This window comes from uncultured Olsenella sp. (assembly GCF_959602185.1).
GTDB classification, from domain to species: Bacteria; Actinomycetota; Coriobacteriia; order Coriobacteriales; family Atopobiaceae; genus Olsenella_I; species Olsenella_I phocaeensis.
In genome coordinates this window covers 41,771-58,938 of sequence record NZ_CAUGRZ010000004.1, presented here as the reverse complement: position 1 = coordinate 58,938, position 17,168 = coordinate 41,771, and the positions used below count along the sequence as shown (strand labels likewise).

The window sequence follows — 17,168 nt, the reverse complement described above, 5'->3', positions numbered from 1 at the left end:
CATGGCGCCAGGGGAGAGAAGAGGCACGTCCACGACTGCGAACGCGCCTCGGAAGCAGGTCATTGATATGTTCGTACGTCTTATCGCAAAGTCTAGAAGTGCCTGCCGTAGCGTCCGGAGCTGATGCCACGCCCCCGGCTGCGTGAGCCGCTGAACATGGTGCGCGTCGCCTTGGTGGTGGAGCGCCCCGGGTTGGGTACGATGCGCGTCGCGTCGTAGTCGAAGCCCCCGAGGTCCCATACCGGGACGAGCGCGTGCGTGAAGTACTCGATCTCGCGCAGGGGGCTAATCTCGTCGGGCGCGACGAAGGTGTAGGCATGTCCCGTCGCGCCGGCGCGGCCGGTGCGTCCGATGCGGTGGACGTAGTCCTCTGGGTCCATGGGGACGTCGAAGTTGACCACGGCGTCGATGCCGCTCACGTCTATGCCGCGGCTCATGACGTCGGTGGCCACGAGCACCTGGCAGGCACCTTCGCGGAATCGCTCGAGTGCTCGCTCGCGGGCCTTCTGGGGGCGGTCAGCGTGCATGACGTCCACGCTGAAGCTCGCGCGCTTGAGGTACTTCTCGAGGTCGTCGCTGCGGTGCTTGGTGCGACAGAAGACCAGCACGCGCTCGGGGATCTCGCCTGCGGCCCCGCCAGTCTTGAGCAGCGCTTCCAGAAGCAGGGTCTTCTGCCCCTGCGAGACGGGGCAGAGGTGCTCCTCCACGGTGTCGGCCGTCTCGCCCACGCGGGCAATCTCGATGCTCGCAGGGTCGTGCAGCATGGCGTCCACGGTGCCCTTGATGCTGGGCGGGATGGTGGCGGAGAAGAGCAGTGTCTGCCGGTCCGCGGGGCAGGCTTTGACGATGCGGCGCACGCTGGGCCAGAAGCCCATGTCCAGCATGCGGTCGGCCTCGTCCAGCACCAGGACCTTGACATCCGCCAGGCTCACATGCTCGTGCTCCATGAGGTCGATGAGACGGCCGGGGGTCGCCACGAGCAGGTCGCAGCCGCGTTCGAGCTCGCGGATCTGGCGCTCGAACTTGGCGCCACCCATGACGACGACGGTCTTCTGTCCGGTCTTGCGGCAGACGACGCTCACCACGTCCTCGATCTGTGCCGCAAGCTCGCGGGTGGGGGTCACCACCAGGGCGAAGGGGCCGAAGGGCCTGGCGTCGGGGTCCTTCTCGCGCGAGTCGTCCGCGGTTGCGTCCGTGCGCTTCGAGACGGGCTTCTTCCTGCGGCGGCGCTTGCGCTTTGTGGGGGAGTCGTCCTGCGTCTCGGGAGCGGGCTTGGTCTGGGACGCGGCGTCCGCGTCCGCCTTCGTGGCGTCTGCGGGCGCGTCGCCGCCTGCGGCCTTCTTGTGATGCCTGCGACGCCGGCGCCTGGGCTTGCCCGATGCGTCGGCGTCTTGGATCACGCCCTCGTCGTTGACGGGTGCCGAGAGCACGGAGTCGTCTTCTACGCGGTCCGCGAGGACCTCGGGTCCGTCGTCCTGTGTGGCCCTGGTGGCCCCGTCCTGCGAAGGGCCGTCGTCACTCTCGCCCGCATCAGCCGGCTTTGCGCCGGGGGCGGCGGATGCTGCCCGGCTCTGCCGTGCCGCGCGAGAGAGGGGCTCGATGACCTGCAGGACCGGCAATGCGAAGGCGGCGGTCTTGCCCGTGCCTGTCTGTGCGGAGGCGATCACGTCGCGCCCGGCGAGGACGGCGGGGATGGCCTGCTCCTGCACGGGAGTCGGCGTTGAGAAGCCCAGCTCCTCCACGCCGGCGAGGATGTGCTCGTTTAGCCCGAGCTCGGCAAATGTCTTAGTCATGGCCTAAGTATCGCCCAAGTTGCCTCGTGCTGCAGGGCAGACGTCGGAGCCATGCGTCCTGACGGCCATGTGGGGCAGCCGTCTGCGGCGCGAATGGCGCCAGAGGGCCCGAGCACACCAAAGGCTCACGATTACCCCGTGACCCTCGACTACGCTAGGCCTGTTGCGACGAATCGCCCGGGAGGTTGCCATGAGGCTGCAGCTCACGTTGGACGCGCTGAGGTTGGAGGACTGTCTCGACCTCATCTTGGACACCCGTGACTACGTCGACGTGGTCGAGGTGGGCTATCCGCTCCTGGTGGAGGAGGGGCTTTCGGTGGTGAGGCACGTGAAGCATGCCTTCCCGGACAAGGTAGTGCTCGCCGACGCGAAGGTCTTCCACAGCGGTGGCTACGTCGCGCGGAAGTGCTTTGACTACGGTGCCGACGCCGTGAGCGTTCTGGGCCTCGCCTCCAACCAGACCTTCGACGCCGTGCTGCGGGTGGCCGAGATGATGGGGCGGCGTGTGGTGGGCGACCTGGCCGGCATGGAGGGTCCGCTCTGCCGCGCCGTGGAGCTCGAGGCGCTGGGCGTGGGGGAGCTTGTGGTCCCCTCGGGCCTGGGGGCCGACGGACACGAGCTCAGCGCCGTCTCGGACGTTGGGGAGGAGGGTGCCTTCGCGCCACTGGAGCTGCTGCGCGGCCTCAACGAGTGCCTGACGAGCGCCCAGAGCGCGGTGGTCGGCCACATCGGGCTCGACAACATAGCCCAGGTGGTTGCTGCTGGCCCTGCCTGCGTCCTCGTGGGCAGGGCCATCGCGCAGGCTGACGACCCACGCGCCGCGGCCGCGCGGCTCAAGGCCCAGATGGCGTAGGCGGTGTAGGCGCGCGGGGCGGCCGCGTTCTCGGACACACGGCCCTCTCGCCTGCCGTGTCCTGCTCTGGGTGGACCTCTTGTCGTGCCCTATGCCTCGAACTTGTCCACCATGCCATCGGAGTCCGCCTTGAGCGTGCGGATTTGTGCCGGAATGTCCGCCCGGTCGTAGGGCGTCATCTGGTACACCCAGTTGAGCCAGTTGCGGTACAGCAGGTTTGCATGGGCTCGCCAGGTAAAGATGGGCTGCCGCTCGGGGTCGTCGTCGGGGAAGTAGTTCTGGGGCACGCGGATGGGAAGCCCGCGCTTGAAGTCGCGCCAGTACTCGTCGCTCAGGGTGTCGCGCCCGTACTCGTAGTGGCCGGTTACGTACACCTCGTGGAAGTCGCGGGTCGCGATGAGCGAGGGTCCGCTGGAGAAACCCTCGCTGAGCACGTGCAACTCGGGGTGGTTGGCCAGCTCGCCTGCGTCGATGGCGGCATGGCGCGAGTGGGGCATGTTATGCATCTCGTCGAAGCCGTTGGTGAGGAAGCTGTACTCGTCGCAGAGCCGCTGGGGAAAGACGCCGAAGAGCTTGGCGGGAAGCTGCCTCTTGGGAATCCGGTAGAGGTGCCAGAGGCCGGCAAGCGCGCCCCAGCAGAGATACATGGTGCTGAGCACGTGCCCCTGCGACCAGTCTATGATCCGGCAGAGCTCGTCCCAGTAGTCGACGGCCTCGTAGGGCAGCTGCTCCACCGGAGCGCCGGTGATGATCATGCCGTCGTAGTTCTTGTCCTCGTAGGCCTCGAAGCAGTCGTAGAACTTCACCAGGTGGTCCTGCGAGACGTGGGTGGACTCGTGCGTGCTCACGCGCATGAAGTCGCAGCTCACCTGCAGGGGGGACTTGCTGATGAGACGCAGAATCTGGGTCTCGGTCTCTATCTTGGTGGGCATGAGGTTCAAGATCACCAGGTTGAGCGGACGGATCTGCTGTTGCCCGGCGACCTCCTCCTCCAGGGCGAAAATCCGCTCCTGGCGGAGGACCTTCTTGGCGGGCAGGCCGTCGGGGATGTTGATGGGCATGCTGGCTCCGTTCCGGCGCGATTTTTCGCTATCAGGATAGACCAGGCGGGCGAGAGGGGCGCGGCGTGTCTTGCTCGCGACTCGGCCGCGCGAGCCGGCATTTGCGGGCCAGTGGTCGGCACTCCATGGCGCAGTCCTGGCGTGGTCGTCGCGAGTGGCGCCGCGGCCCCTCTCGCCCGGGAACCGCCCCTCGTCATCGTGCCCCTTTGGCGCGAGGACGTCCGCGCGGGGCCATGGTGATTTTCGAGTTCGACGCGCGCCTCTTCGTGCGGAGGCATCCATCTTGTTTTCTGCCACACTTTTTGGCGGATTTCGACCTCTTTGTGTGGCGAAAGACAAGATGGACCATCCGACAACCAGACCTCCACCGGGGCCGTTCTGCACCTGCATGTGGCGAGAGGCAAGATGGACCCTCTGGCAACCCTCCCGGTGGGTCTTTGCAACCTCTGAGCTGCGACCCGCAACCGTCCGGTGCCCTGACATTCCATAAAAAGCAGCCTCGGGTTGGTGGCCGGGGACGCCCGGCTACCATAGATTCGAAAGTGCCGGCACAGAAGACGTTGGGGCCGCCGCGGGCGGCAAGGCAGAGGGAAACACCATGAGCTTCCGAGACAACCTTCAGCACCTGCGCGCCACGCGCAACATGACCCAGGAGCAGCTTGCCATGCTGGTGGGCGTGAGCCGCCAGTCGGTGACCAAGTGGGAGGCCGAGAAGGCCTACCCCGAGATGGACAAGCTCCTCAAGCTCTGCGACATCTTCGGCTGCACCCTGGACGAGCTCGTGAAGGGTGACCTTACGGACGTCGAACCACCGAGGTCCGAGCTCGTCTCGCCTGGACCCGCCACGGACGTATGTGGCTACGACGAGCACGTGCGCTCCTTTGCCCGGCGCATGGCCCTGGGCGTCTCGGCCATCATCGTGGGCGTGGCGCTGGGTGCGCTCCTTGACGGGGTCAACCCCGCAGGGGCCCTGGCAGACCCAAGCGCGCTCTCGACGCTGGCCCTCTTTGCCTTCGTGGCCCTTGGCGTGGCGCTTATCGTGCCAACCGTGATGGCCCACACGGCCTTCCAGAAGGAGCATCCCTTCGTGGAGGACTTCTATACCCCAGAGCAGCGTGCCGACGCGCGGGGCCTCATGGGGCGGGGCATCGCCCTAGGCGTCGGGGCGATACTCCTCGGGATCTTGTTTCCGGTGCTTCTGGGGGACGCAAACGTCTGGGCAGTGTCCATGCTGCTCTGCGTCGCGGCGGGTGTCGGGACTCTGGTCTACTCCCTCGTGATGGGCGAGCGCGTGAACCTTGCCAGCTACAACGAGGACGCCTTGGACGAGCTCAGCGAGGACGAGATTGCGGAGGCGCTCGAGGGAGAGGGGCTCGAGCGTGCGCTGGCGGTAAGGCGCGGGAATCGCAGGGTTGGGGCGATCTGCGCCATCATCATGCTCGCCGCGACCGCGCTGGCGCTGGTCCTGTTGTTCACGTCCATCGACCTCAACGGCGCCAACGGGTCGCCGAATGAATTCTTCTGGCTGCCTTGGGCGATCGGTGGCATTGCGTGCGCGGGTGTCGCCGTGTGGGAGCGTGACCTAAGGTCAAGGCACTAGCTCGGACATGGGATCGCGTCGGGGCAAGCTGAGGTGGGGTCCCTGCGCCGGGGGCAGCATGGCGGAGGGACCCGCTCCATCGTCCTAGAGCTCGCGGTGCTCGAGGCGCCCGTCCAGCCAGAGGCCGTAGCTGCTGCTGCCGTCCTTGGGAATGCCCACGCTGCCAGGGTTGAAGCACCAGACGTTGGGGTTGCCCGGCGCGGGTTCGTTGACCTTCCGGTGCGTGTGCCCGTACATGAGCGCCGCGCCATCGGGCAGCAGGGGCAGGTGGTCGACGGAGTTGTGGAAGCCTGCGCCCCAGACGTGCCCGTGCGTGAGGAAGAGCGTGCGACCCATGCCGCCGGTCACGGGGTTGGGAGCGGCAGGGTCCCAGAGCAGGTTGTGGTCGGTCATGCAGGGGAAGTCCAGGACCATCTGGTCCACCTCGGCGTCGCAGTTGCCGCGCACGGCTATGACCTGGTCCGCGATGGAGTTGAGCATCTGGATGACGCGCTTGGGGGCGTAGTCGGCGGGCAGGTCGTTGCGGGGCCCGTGGTAGAGGAGGTCTCCCAGGAGCACCACGCGGTCGGGCCGCTCCGCATCGATGGCGTCCATGAGGCGGGCGCAGCGGTCTGCCGCACCGTGGATGTCAGAGGCGAGGAGCAGCTTCATGTGGTGCCTCCCAAGGGCCGAGGACGAGGTCTTCTCTCGTCCGACGATGTCTTCTGGCGTGCAGTCGAGCTTAGCGCAAGCGCCCGCATCCCCGGGGCCGCGCGCGTCCCGGGTGGAGTCTGCTTGCATCCCAGGTGGGGGCTATGATGGTCTCTCCTGGGAAACGGGGAAGGGAAGCGCATGGCCAAAGAGCGGTCGGAGGTCGATTCTTGCGGCCACGAGCACGTGACCGAGGAGCTCCTCGAGCGCCTGCTCGCGTCCACCTCGATAGAGGGCTATCTCAGCGCCGTCGAGCCCGACCTCGAGGGGCGCGACCTCGCCGAGTACCTGCGCGACCTCCTGGAGCGGAAGGGCCTCGGGCGCGCGCAGGCCATTGCCGCCGCCGGACTCAACGCCACCTTTGGCTACCAGGTCTTCCAAGGCACGCGGCACATCGGGCGCGACAGGGCCCTGATGCTCGCCTTCGGCATGGGCTGCACCCTGCACGAGGCCCAGAGGCTACTGCGTCTGGCGGGGCATGCGGAGCTGTGGAGTCGCCGGCGGCGCGACGCGATCGTCATCTTCTGCCTCGAGCGCGGGCTCAGCCGCGAGGACTGCGACGACGAGCTCTACCGCATGGGGGAAGAGACCCTCCTGCCTGCGGAGGGCTGACGCGTGGACGAGGGAGAGGTGTTGCACGCCCTTGTGCTGGACGACGCCTACAAGGTCGAGCGGGTGCTTTCCGAGCGAGAGGGGCTCAGGACCGAGCTCGTGACCCTTGGTGGGGCTGGCCTCTTCGTGCGCAAGTACTTCGCTGGCGGACTCGCCGCACCTGGGCTCTGGGGCACGTTGCTGGGCGTTGACGAGCCGGGGCTTCCCCGAGTGGAGACCGTCTACCGCCTTCCTGACCGCCTGGCCGTGGTGCTCGAGTACGTGGACGGGGAGTCTCTCGAGGGCCTCGTGACGCGGGAGGGACCGCTCTCCCTGCCGAGGGCGGTGCGGCTCATGGACGGAATCTGCTCCGCCGCACAGGCGCTCCACGAGCATGGCATCATACACCGCGACATCACGCCAAAGAACGTCATCGTGGATGGCGGGGGATGCGCCCACCTCATAGACCTGGGCATCGCGCGCCTGCGCTCGGACGAGGCGGGGCGAGACACGACGCTCCTGGGCACCTGGGGCTTTGCCGCACCAGAGCAGTTCGGCTTCGCCCAGACCGACGCTAGGTCCGACGTGTACTCCTTGGCGAGCGTGCTCGCCTACATGCTCACAGCTACCTGGCCAGGCGAGAGGGGCTTCGATCCTGCGTTGGGACTCGCCGCCGTGCCAGGGGAGGTGGTCGGGCTGATAGGCCGTGCCCGGTCGCTTGAGCCCAGCGCGCGCCCTCAGTCTGCGGCAGAGCTCATGGCTGAGTTGCGCTCCTGCGCCGAAGGTTCGGGCACGGCGGGACAGGATGATCGGGAGGGACCCGCTGCCGTGCCGGCCGTCGAGCTGCGCCCCAAGGGCGACCGGAGCCTCGCCCCCCACTCGCTCCACGTCTGGATGGAGCTCGCCCCGACCGTTCTGGCGCTGCTCCGTGCGCCTCGCTCCGTGCGCAAGACCGTCGCGCTCGTGTTCGCGGTGGTCCTCCTCGTGGTGTTCGCCGCGGGTCTCCTTGGCATGCCAGAGCAGGTGGGACGGCAGGTGGGGATTGCCCAGGAGTCGCTTGCCGCCATCTCGTACCTCGTGCTCATGGCCTGGTGGATACTCCTCCCCTCCTACGAGCTCGCTTGCGCCGTGGCAGGGGTGGGGGAGTACGCGGGTCTGGATCGGGGCGCGCTCCCGAGGCGTCTGCTGCTTCGTGTGGCGGAGGAGCTTTTCGCAGGCTTTGCGATTATGCTCGCGCTACAGATCCTTGCCCAGGCGGCCGGTCTCGTCTAGGCCCTTTGCGCAATGTCGCGCGTGGCGCGGAGGCTGCTCTGCCTTGGGTGCGCCTGGCCGCGCGGCCGCTCCCCACCCCTGCGCCACGTGGCCCTTCCGCGAAACAATGAGCTGCCAGCTAATGAATCGCCGCGTCGCGCCACCTACCCTTTCACGCGAAAGGGGTTGTGCAATGGATGAGTGGGGCTTCTTGAGGGACTGCGGTTCGGACGTCAGGCGCGCGTTGGAAAGCGCGCCGTTTGACGACCGAAACTTTGCCGGCTGGGCGGATGACGCCCTGCGCGAGCGCTCGCTCTCGCGTGGCGCGGTCGTGGGGCGCTCGGGCCTCAATCACACCTACGCGTATCAGATCCTCTCTGGGTCGCGAAACCCCACGCGTGACAAGCTCCTCCAGGTCTGCTTCGGGATGGGGCTGGGCGTGGAGGACGCGAGCGACGCCCTGGAACGCGGCGGCCTGAGCGCCCTCAGGCCCGACCGCCGCCGGGATGTGGTCATCGCCTTCTGCCTCGAGCGCGGGATGGGCGTGACCTGCTGCGACCATCTCCTCTGGGAGCAGGGGGAGCGGCCCCTCATGGGCGGCGCGGCTCCGGGTGGCCCGCTCGCGAACAGTTAGCTGACAGCTAATGAACGGGGGTTCTCTCGCCCCTACCATCTCTTTTGTCCTGGCAGCAGCCAGCAAAGAGAAAGGTCCTCGGGGAAAGAGGGAATTGTGAAGAAGAAGCTCAACGTACTGCTGCTCATCTCGTTCGTGTTGGGGGCGCTGTACCTCCTGTACAGCGTCTACTACTGGGGTGGTGCGGGCTCCTCGGGGACGACCGCCTATCGAGCTGGCGCCGCGATTGCGACCTACCTCGTCATGCCCCACCTGGCATCCACTGCCGTGGCGGTCATCTTCAACGGGCTCGGGCTCTTCATGCACAAGCCCTCTTTCGCCTTGGTGGGAGCCATCCTCTACGCCGTGGCGATGGTTCTCTTCCCCATGTACTTCTTCTTCGTGGTCGCCCAGACCGTACTCTCGTTCGTTGGCTTCTCCCAGCTCAGGAAGGCGGGGAAGGAAGAGGGGGAAGAGTAGCGAACTCGCGCTGCCAGACGGTGCACGTGTATCGGGGTCCGAGGCGAGCTGCCGCGGACCCCTTCTTGTGGCACGACCCTGTTCCGTGCCGCCCCACCCACCCATGGGCGTCGTTCCCCGCAGGCGATGCGTCGCCACAAGCTCGATTGTCGGCGAGTGACCACCCCCTCTGGGTGGCTCAAGATTCCTCACTCATGAGAGAACAAAAAATCTAATGTGTAGAGACTTAGATTGCGTATAGAATCAGATACCGCGGGAACAATCGCAATGTACGAAGGCTCCGTCGGCGACTCGGCGGCAGCACAAGGGCAGACAAGCTCCCCGCCCCAGGGGCCAAGGGAGAGACAGAAGGGAATCGCAATGGGCAAGATTCTGGGTATCGATCTTGGCACCACCAACTCCGCGATGGCAGTCCTCGAGGGCGGCGAGCCCACCATCATCGTCAACGCCGAGGGCGACCGCACCACCCCGTCCGTCGTGGGCTTCCGCGCCGACGGCGACCGCATCGTGGGCAAGGCCGCAAAGAACCAGGCAGTCACCAACCCCAAGAACACGGTCTTCTCCATCAAGCGCTTCATGGGCCGTCGCTACGACGAGGTCAGCTCCGAGCTCAAGACCGTCCCCTACTCCGTGAAGGGCGGTACCGGCAACCGTGCCGTGGTCGAGATCGACGGCGAGGACTTCACCCCCGAGCAGATCAGCGCAATGATTCTAGCCAAGATGAAGGCCGACGCCGAGAAGTACTTGGGCGAGCCCGTCACCGACGCCGTCATCACCGTCCCCGCCTACTTCAACGACGCCCAGCGCCAGGCCACCAAGGACGCCGGCAAGATTGCCGGCCTCAACGTCCAGCGCATCGTCAACAAGCCCACGGCGGCGGCCCTCGCCTACGGCCTCGACAAGAAGGACATCGACCAGAAGGTCCTGGTCTTCGACCTGGGCGGCGGCACCTTCGACGTATCCCTGCTCGACCTTGCCGACGGAGTCGTCGAGGTCCTGGCCACCAACGGTGACAACCATCTGGGCGGCGACGACTGGGACCAGCGCGTCATCGACTGGATGGCCGACAAGTTCCAGCAGGAGATGGGCATCGACCTGCGTCGTGACCCCATGGCGCTGCAGCGCCTGAAGGAGGCCGCCGAGAACGCCAAGAAGGAGCTCTCCAGCGCCCAGCAGGCAGACATCAACCTGCCCTTCATCACCGCCGACGCCACCGGCCCCAAGCACCTCAACTACACGCTGACCCGCGCCGAGTTCGAGCGCATCACCCGTGACCTGCTCGACCGCTGCAAGGGCCCCGTCACCAAGGCCCTCCAGGACGCCGGCCTGCAGATCTCTGAGGTAAACGAGGTCATCCTCGTGGGCGGCTCCTCTCGCATGCCCGCCGTGCAGGACCTGGTCAAGACCATGACCGGCAAGCAGCCCAACATGTCCGTGAACCCCGACGAGGTCGTCGCCGACGGCGCTGCCGTCCAGGGCGGCGTGCTCACCGGCGACGTGTCCGGCATCCTGCTGCTCGACGTCACCCCGCTCTCGCTGGGCGTCGAGACCATGGGCGGCGTCATGACCAAGATGATCGACCGCAACACCACGATTCCCACCAGCAAGACCGAGGTCTACTCCACGGCGGCCGACAACCAGACCTCCGTCGAGATCAACGTCCTGCAGGGCGAGCGCGAGATGGCTCGTGACAACAAGAGCCTGGGCAAGTTCAACCTGACCGGCATCCCCGCCGCACGCCGCGGCGTGCCCCAGATCGAGGTCACCTTCGACATCGACGCCAACGGCATCGTGAAGGTCACCGCCAAGGACAAGGGCACCGGCAAGCAGCAGCAGATCACGATCTCTGGCTCCACCGCGCTCTCGGACGACGAGGTCGACCGCATGGTCAAGGACGCCGAGTCCCACGCCGAGGAGGACAAGAGGCACAAGGACGAGATCGAGGTCCGCAACCAGACCGACTCGCTGTGCTACAGCACCGAGCAGACGCTGAAGGACCTGGGCGACAAGGTGTCCGAGGACCAGAAGAAGGAGGTCCAGGACGCGGTCGACGCAGCCAAGAAGGCACTCGACGGCACTGACGTCGACGCCATCAAGGCCGCGGGCGAGAAGCTCCAGGAGGTCGGGCACAAGCTGGCCGAGATCGTCTACTCCGACACCCAGGCCCAGACCTCCGCTACCGGCGGAAGCTCGACCGACGACGTCGTCGACGCCGACTACGAAGTCGTGGACGACGACAAGAACAACCAGTAGGCCAAGGCCGCCTAGGCCCTAGGACAAGATGTTGGCTGGGGCGGCCCTTGCGGCCGCCCCTTTGGCAGCCCGAGGAGGGTGACGTGAAGGTGCCTATCGAGGGTGATGACATGAGGGACGAGGACGTCGTCGAGGCCACGGCGGCCGAGGGCGAGCCGGCGGTCGAGCCGGAGGTGGTCGCTGACGCCGCGCCCGAGGAGGAGTCCAGCGAGGAGGACCTGGTGGAGGCGGCGAAGCGCGCAGGCGAGCAGGCGGCTGAGGCCGACTTCAAGGCCGATGCCGACAAGGTCCGTCAGGAGCGCGACGACCTCCAACGGCAGCTCGACGAGGTCGCGGACAAGGTCGCCGCGGCACAGAGGGAGGCCGCGGACTCGACTGACCGACTGACGCGTCTGCAGGCCGACTGGGACAACTACCGCCGCCGCACTGCGCAGGAACGCCTGGCCGAGAGGGAACGCGCGGCCGAGAAGCTCGTGCTCAACCTGCTTCCGGTCCTCGACGACATGGAGCGCGCCTCCGCCCATGCGGCACAGACCGCCGATGGCGACGAGGCCCTGCTGCAGTTCGTCGCCGGCGTCGACGCGGTGCACGACAAGATGGTCTCCGTCCTGGGCAAGGAGGGCGTCGAGGTCATCGACCCAGCCGGCGAGCCCTTTGATCCTCTGGTCCACCAGGCCGTAGGTCGCGAGGAGAACACCGAGGCCTATGACGAGACGGTGGCCCAGGTGTACCAGAGGGGCTATCGCATGGGCGGCAAGGTGATTCGTACGGCCATGGTCACGGTGACCTATGGCGGGCCCAAGCGTCCCGAGCCGGAGGGCGAGCCCACGGGCGACGACGAGGTCAAGGAGTAGTCGCACTTGGCGCGCCCGGGCCCAAGTCCGGGCGCTGCCACCAGGAAGGAGGCGTTGGCTTCTATGGCAGACAAGAACTACTACGACGTCTTGGGCGTGAAGCGCGACGCCAGCCAGGACGACATCAAGAAGGCCTTTCGCAAGCTCGCTGCCAAGTATCACCCCGACGCGGGTGGTGACGAGGCAAAGTTCAAGGAGGTCAGCGAGGCGTACACGACGCTCTCTGACACCCAGAAGCGTCGCGAGTATGACCAGATGCTGATGTTTGGTGGCATGCCCGGCTCGGGATTTGGTGGTGCGGGCGGCAGGAGCGGCGGCTACAGCTACACCACCAACGTGGGCGGGGCCGACTGGGGCGACATCTTCGACAATATCCGCAACGGTGACGGCGCCTTCCCTGGCTTCGACTTCTCGTCGATCTTCGGTGGGCAGGCCGCCGCCAACCGTCCTTCCAAGGGCCGGGACATAACCGCCACCATAGACGTGAGCGCGGAGGCCGCCTTTGCGGGCGAGCAGCGCAAGATCAGCTACTCGATTCCCTCGACGGGCGAGCGCCAGACCCTCAACGTCAAGGTCCCCGCCGGGGCAATCGATGGTGGCAAGCTGCGCTATCGTGGACGTGGCGAGTACGGGACCAACGGCGGTGCCCGCGGCGACCTCGTGGTGACGACCCGCGTGGCCGAGCACCCGCTCTTCAAGCGCGACGGGGCCGACGTGCGCATGGAGCTTCCGGTGAGCGCCTTCGAGGCTGCCCTGGGGGCCACCATCGACGTGCCGACGCCCGAGGGGGCGGAAGTCCGCCTCAAGGTTCCCGCAGGCACGCAGGACGGCAAGACCTTCCGCTTCAAGGAGCTGGGCGCCCCCGATGTGCGTCGCAAGGGATCCCGTGGCGCCCTGTACGTGACCGTGAGGGTCAAGGTGCCCACGCGACTCTCGCAAAAGGAGCGTGACGCGCTGGAGGCCCTGCGTGATGCCGACGGCCGTGACTACAGAAAGGACGTCGAGGCATATGGCGCGTAGCGACGCGAGCGGCAAGGACAAGCCGCTTTACATGATCAGCGTTGCGGCCGAGCTGACCGGCATGCATCCGCAGACCCTGCGCGTCTACGAGCAGAAGGGCCTGGTCAACCCCGGCCGCTCGCGTGGCAACACGCGGCTGTACTCCCAAGGCGACATCGAACGCCTCAACCTGATCAGCAAGCTTACCGACGAGGGCATCAACCTCGCGGGCGTCGTGCGCATCCTGGACATGCGTGAGCGCGCCCTCAAGCGCGACAAGGAGATAGACGAGCTGCGCGCGCGGGTCCGCTCGCTCGAGGACGATATCCACGAGCTTCGCATGCGTGAGCGCATCACGGCGCTTGCCCGCTACGACGGCACGGGTCCCGAACAGGTCATGCGCGGACTCCTGGAGACCCACCTCGAGGACGATGACGAGTAGCGGCGGCGACGTTCGCACCAGGCAGGGGGCATCGCGACTCTGTCCGTGATGCCCCTCTCGTCTGGTCTGGGTCTGCCCTTTGTGTCGCGCTGGGCGCACGCGACTCCGGTCGTCGTCCCTTTTACGCGATTAGTGTACACAAACGAGCGAAATCACTGATAAAAGGACTTTTTTTGGCGAGAAATGCTTTCAGATTCGAGCATTGTGCACACCAACATGTCCGATTTTGGACGGGGGTGCCATCGTGCCATCTCATCCAAGCTCCCACTCCTTGTCACAGCGCGATGATGCAGCTCTCGACGTGCCCCTGAGGGCGTTGGAGCTCCCGGACGAGCTGTTGTGAGATGCGCCGCCCCCTCTCGCCTGGAAGAAGCGACCAGACCAGCCGCTGCCGCTCCCGCACGAAGGGCTGTCTGGTCAGGACGCTCCTCTGCAGTGAGAGGTCCCTGCCGGCCGTTCGCTCGATCGCCTCCATGACCTGCCCCATGAGACGGTCCGGGCCTCGGGGTTGGTACAGGTCCTCGCTCGTGGCGGGTAGCACCGTGAGGCCGCGTAGCCAGAGGTCGCGGTCGCGGCGCTTGTCGTCGACGATCGCGCGTCTGACGGCGGCAAGCGCCTCGTCCGCCTCGTTGGGCTCCATCGTCGTGGCCTCGGCAATGCTCCGCAGGTCGTAGTGCATGCCCCCGTCGTAGTTGATTCCCACTCCACTGCCCACAAACATGATGTCGGGTACGCGGGTCTGCTTCTGGGACAGCCCGTCGAGGCGTTCGGGTGCCGCGATGCGGGGATTGTTGTCGCGAGCCGGGGGCCGCGTTGCGCCCCGTCCGCCGCAGGCCTGGGCGCCGGCGTGACGGACCTTTCGCAAACGTACAAGACAACTCAGATAATCTATTGTGCAGACACTTAGATTTGCGCATAGCGACCACCACTCCAGGGAACAATCAACTCAACAGACAGCGGTGCTCCCCGAGGGAGCCAGAAGGGGTGAGGCAGATGAGGTTTGACAAGTGGGCGGTCACCGCCCAGGAGGCCCTGCAGTCCTCCATAACCATCGCCGCCGATGCCGAGGCGGGGCAGGTTCGACCCATCCACCTGCTCAAGGCCCTGATAGAGTCGGGCGAGAGGAACCTCCGCGCCATCGTCGAGCGCGTCGGCGCGGACCCGGCGCAGGTCGAAGCCCAGGTGGACCAGACCATCGCGCGTGCTCCCAAGGTGAGTGGCGACCTGTCGCAGATGGGCATCTCGACCGAGCTCACACGCGTGGGCGACGCCGCGGAGAAGCTTGCCGCCAAGCTCGGCGACTCCTATGTCACCTCCGAGCACCTGCTCTGCGCGCTTGCCGACGAGCGCGGCGAGGCGGGCAGCGCCCTCAAGGCCGCGGGCGTCACGAGCAAGCGCGTGCAGGAGGCCTACCAGAGCCTGCGTGGTGACGAGCGCGTGACCTCCCAGGACCAGAAGTCCCAGTTCGAGGCCCTTGAACAGTACGGACGCAACGTGACGGACCTCGCACGCCAGGGCAAGCTCGACCCGGTGATCGGCCGCGTGGAGGAGATACGCCGCACGATCCAGGTCCTGAGCCGCCGCACGAAGAACAACCCGGTGCTCATCGGCGAGCCCGGCGTGGGCAAGACCGCCATCGTCGAGGGCCTGGCCGAGCGCATCGTGGCCGGCGACGTGCCCTCGACCATCAAGGACAAGGACATAGTCGAGCTCGACATGAGCGCGCTGGTCGCGGGGGCGAAGTACCGCGGCGAGTTCGAGGACCGCCTGAAGTCGGTGCTCAAGGAGGTGGAGAAGTCCGACGGGCAGATCATCCTGTTCATCGACGAGCTCCACACCATCGTGGGCGCCGGCGCGACCGAGGGCTCCATGGACGCGGGCAACATCCTGAAGCCCGCCCTCGCCCGCGGCGAGCTCCATGCCATCGGTGCCACAACGCTGGACGAGTACCGCAAGTACATAGAGAAGGACCAGGCGCTTGCCCGCCGCTTCCAGACGGTGCTCGTGAGCGAGCCCACGATCGAGGACACCATCAGCATCCTCCGCGGCCTCAAGGAGAAGTACGAGCAGCATCACCGCGTGCGCATCACCGACGCGGCCCTGGTGTCAGCGGCGGACCTCTCGAACCGCTACATCAGCGAGCGCTTCCTGCCCGACAAGGCCATCGACCTGGTGGACGAGGCGGCGAGCCGCCTGCGCATGGAGCTCGACTCCATGCCGGCCGAGATAGACGCCGTCGACCGCCAGCTCACGCAGATGCAGATCGAGGAACAGGCCCTCATGAAGGAGGAGGACGCAGCGAGCCGCGAGCGCCTCGAGACCCTGCGGAAGGAGATCGCGACCACGCGCGAGAAGCTCGACGGCATGAAGGCAAGCTGGGAGAACGAGAAGGCGAGCATCGACCGCGTCCAGGACCTCAAGTCCAAGATCGAGGAAGCCAGAGGCGAGATGGAGCGCGTCACCCGCGCCGGCGACCTGGCCCGCGCGTCCGAGCTGCGCTACTCGACCATCCCCTCGCTCCAGGCCGAGTACGACGCCGCCGAGGCGGCGCTCTCGCAGAAGCAGGAGGCGGGCGGCATCCTCAAGGAGGAGGTCACCACCGAAGAGATCGCCGAGGTCGTGAGCTCCTGGACCGGCGTCCCCGTGTCGAAGATGATGCAGGGCGAGATAGACAAGCTCCAGAACCTCGAGGCCGAGCTCCACGAGCGCGTCATCGGACAGAACGAGGCCGTGAGCGCGGTCGCCTCGGCGGTGCGCCGCAGCCGTGCGGGGCTTGCCGATCCCAATCGCCCCCTGGGAAGCTTCTTCTTCCTGGGACCCACCGGCGTGGGAAAGACCGAACTCGCCAAGGCGCTCGCCGAGTGTCTCTTCGACGACGAGCGTGCGCTGGTGCGCATCGACATGTCCGAGTACATGGAGAAGTTCAGTGTCCAGCGCCTGATCGGCGCCCCTCCGGGATACGTGGGCTACGACGAGGGAGGCCAGCTCACCGAGGCCGTGCGCCGCAAGCCGTACAGCGTCGTCCTCCTGGACGAGATGGAGAAGGCGCACCCCGACGTGTTCAACATCCTCCTGCAGGTGCTGGACGACGGTCGCCTGACCGACGGGCAAGGTCGCGTCGTGAGCTTCAAGAATACGATCATCATCATGACCAGCAACGTGGGGAGCCAGTTCATCGCGGCCGCCAACGCGACGAGCGATCCCAAGGCGGTCAACTCCCAGGTCATGGAGGCGCTGCGCCAGGCCTTCAAGCCAGAGTTCCTCAACCGCATCGACGACGTGGTCGTCTTCCACTCCCTCGGGCTGGCCGAGATAGAGAAGATCGTGGACATCCAGCTTCGCGACGTGCGCAGCCGCCTCGCCCGCGAGCGCATCACACTCAGGCTCTCGGACAGCGCGGTGCAGCTCCTCTCCCTCGACGGGCTCGACCCGGTCTATGGCGCGCGCCCGCTCAAGCGGCTCATCCAGCGCCAGGTCGTGGACAACGTCGCCAGCCTGATCATCGCCGGGGAGCTCCGCGAGGGCGACACCGTCATGGTGGACGTCGGGGCGGACGGAAAGCTCTTCGCCGCCCGTGACGAGCAGGCGTTGGAGCCCGATTCCGTGGAGTAGCTGCCATCGCATCGACCTTCGTACCGCACGGTACCCGCCATCTCGCGAGGGGGGGCGGGCCTTCGGGTCCGTCCCC

General features: G+C 66.7%; 15 protein-coding genes. 11 read left to right on the top strand and 4 right to left on the bottom strand.

Translation table 11 applies throughout. The features are described from left to right. Positions 1-92 precede the first annotated feature (92 nt). Complete coding sequence (locus Q5923_RS04130; RefSeq protein WP_303132327.1) at positions 93-1,793, bottom strand: DEAD/DEAH box helicase; 1,701 nt, start codon at positions 1,791-1,793, stop codon at positions 93-95. A gap of 190 nt (positions 1,794-1,983) precedes the next feature. On the opposite strand from Q5923_RS04130, the gene Q5923_RS04125 reads away from it, so the two are divergent. Next, the gene (locus Q5923_RS04125; RefSeq protein WP_009278227.1) at positions 1,984-2,646 is read left to right on the top strand and encodes an orotidine 5'-phosphate decarboxylase / HUMPS family protein; all 663 of its coding nucleotides are present in this window, start codon (positions 1,984-1,986) and stop codon (positions 2,644-2,646) included. An 89-nt stretch (positions 2,647-2,735) separates the two neighbouring features. Here the strand turns inward: Q5923_RS04125 and metA are convergent, their stop codons facing one another. After that, complete coding sequence (metA, locus tag Q5923_RS04120; RefSeq protein WP_009278226.1) at positions 2,736-3,707, bottom strand: homoserine O-succinyltransferase; 972 nt, start codon at positions 3,705-3,707, stop codon at positions 2,736-2,738. Between the two features lie 598 nt (positions 3,708-4,305). Between metA and Q5923_RS04115 the strand changes: the two genes are divergently transcribed. Further along, entirely contained in the window at positions 4,306-5,307 is a 1,002-nt protein-coding gene (locus tag Q5923_RS04115; RefSeq protein ID WP_303132326.1) for a helix-turn-helix transcriptional regulator, read from the top strand. A gap of 84 nt (positions 5,308-5,391) precedes the next feature. Here the strand turns inward: Q5923_RS04115 and yfcE are convergent, their stop codons facing one another. Next, positions 5,392-5,958, bottom strand: a complete 567-nt coding sequence (gene yfcE, locus Q5923_RS04110; RefSeq protein ID WP_303132325.1) for a phosphodiesterase — start codon at positions 5,956-5,958, stop codon at positions 5,392-5,394. A 180-nt stretch (positions 5,959-6,138) separates the two neighbouring features. Between yfcE and Q5923_RS04105 the strand changes: the two genes are divergently transcribed. The 8 genes from Q5923_RS04105 to Q5923_RS04070 all read left to right on the top strand — a co-directional run bounded on the left by Q5923_RS04105 (position 6,139) and on the right by Q5923_RS04070 (position 13,480). Next, the gene (locus Q5923_RS04105; protein ID WP_050796593.1) at positions 6,139-6,609 is read left to right on the top strand and encodes a hypothetical protein; all 471 of its coding nucleotides are present in this window, start codon (positions 6,139-6,141) and stop codon (positions 6,607-6,609) included. A 3-nt stretch (positions 6,610-6,612) separates the two neighbouring features. Then, the gene (locus Q5923_RS04100) at positions 6,613-7,860 is read left to right on the top strand and encodes a serine/threonine-protein kinase (protein ID WP_303132323.1); all 1,248 of its coding nucleotides are present in this window, start codon (positions 6,613-6,615) and stop codon (positions 7,858-7,860) included. 172 nt (positions 7,861-8,032) lie between these two features. Continuing rightward, entirely contained in the window at positions 8,033-8,473 is a 441-nt protein-coding gene (locus Q5923_RS04095; protein ID WP_303132321.1) for a hypothetical protein, read from the top strand. Between the two features lie 96 nt (positions 8,474-8,569). Continuing rightward, positions 8,570-8,932, top strand: a complete 363-nt coding sequence (locus tag Q5923_RS04090) for a hypothetical protein (protein WP_303132320.1) — start codon at positions 8,570-8,572, stop codon at positions 8,930-8,932. 267 nt (positions 8,933-9,199) lie between these two features. After that, positions 9,200-11,185 (top strand): molecular chaperone DnaK, encoded by a 1,986-nt coding sequence (gene dnaK / locus Q5923_RS04085; RefSeq protein WP_303132318.1) that lies wholly within the window; start codon positions 9,200-9,202, stop codon positions 11,183-11,185. Positions 11,186-11,268: 83 nt separating this feature from the next. After that, complete coding sequence (locus tag Q5923_RS04080; protein ID WP_303132316.1) at positions 11,269-12,039, top strand: nucleotide exchange factor GrpE; 771 nt, start codon at positions 11,269-11,271, stop codon at positions 12,037-12,039. Positions 12,040-12,102: 63 nt separating this feature from the next. Then, positions 12,103-13,059, top strand: coding sequence for a DnaJ C-terminal domain-containing protein (locus tag Q5923_RS04075; protein ID WP_062531480.1), 957 nt, complete (start codon positions 12,103-12,105; stop codon positions 13,057-13,059). After that, on the top strand, positions 13,049-13,480 hold the full coding sequence (locus Q5923_RS04070) for a heat shock protein transcriptional repressor HspR (RefSeq protein WP_062531479.1): 432 nt from the start codon (positions 13,049-13,051) through the stop codon (positions 13,478-13,480). Before Q5923_RS04075 ends, Q5923_RS04070 begins: the two co-directional genes overlap by 11 nt. Positions 13,481-13,754: 274 nt before the next feature. Here the strand turns inward: Q5923_RS04070 and Q5923_RS04065 are convergent, their stop codons facing one another. Next, positions 13,755-14,183 carry a hypothetical protein gene (locus Q5923_RS04065; protein ID WP_303132313.1) on the bottom strand — a complete coding sequence of 143 codons (429 nt, stop codon included), beginning with the start codon at positions 14,181-14,183 and terminating at the stop codon, positions 13,755-13,757. A gap of 290 nt (positions 14,184-14,473) precedes the next feature. Here Q5923_RS04065 and clpB point away from each other — a divergent pair, with 290 nt between their 5' ends. After that, positions 14,474-17,092: an ATP-dependent chaperone ClpB gene (gene clpB, locus Q5923_RS04060; RefSeq protein ID WP_303132311.1), complete on the top strand. Its 2,619-nt coding sequence runs from the start codon at positions 14,474-14,476 to the stop codon at positions 17,090-17,092. Positions 17,093-17,168: the final 76 nt, after the last annotated feature.

Coding starts and splice junctions, on each gene's coding strand:
- Q5923_RS04130 (WP_303132327.1), bottom strand. CDS start 1,793: ATGACTAAGACATTTGCCGAGCTCGGGCTAAACGAGCACATCCTCGCC.
- Q5923_RS04125 (WP_009278227.1), top strand. CDS start 1,984: ATGAGGCTGCAGCTCACGTTGGACGCGCTGAGGTTGGAGGACTGTCTC.
- metA (WP_009278226.1), bottom strand. CDS start 3,707: ATGCCCATCAACATCCCCGACGGCCTGCCCGCCAAGAAGGTCCTCCGC.
- Q5923_RS04115 (WP_303132326.1), top strand. CDS start 4,306: ATGAGCTTCCGAGACAACCTTCAGCACCTGCGCGCCACGCGCAACATG.
- yfcE (WP_303132325.1), bottom strand. CDS start 5,958: ATGAAGCTGCTCCTCGCCTCTGACATCCACGGTGCGGCAGACCGCTGC.
- Q5923_RS04105 (WP_050796593.1), top strand. CDS start 6,139: ATGGCCAAAGAGCGGTCGGAGGTCGATTCTTGCGGCCACGAGCACGTG.
- Q5923_RS04095 (WP_303132321.1), top strand. CDS start 8,033: ATGGATGAGTGGGGCTTCTTGAGGGACTGCGGTTCGGACGTCAGGCGC.
- dnaK (WP_303132318.1), top strand. CDS start 9,200: ATGTACGAAGGCTCCGTCGGCGACTCGGCGGCAGCACAAGGGCAGACA.
- Q5923_RS04075 (WP_062531480.1), top strand. CDS start 12,103: ATGGCAGACAAGAACTACTACGACGTCTTGGGCGTGAAGCGCGACGCC.
- Q5923_RS04070 (WP_062531479.1), top strand. CDS start 13,049: ATGGCGCGTAGCGACGCGAGCGGCAAGGACAAGCCGCTTTACATGATC.
- clpB (WP_303132311.1), top strand. CDS start 14,474: ATGAGGTTTGACAAGTGGGCGGTCACCGCCCAGGAGGCCCTGCAGTCC.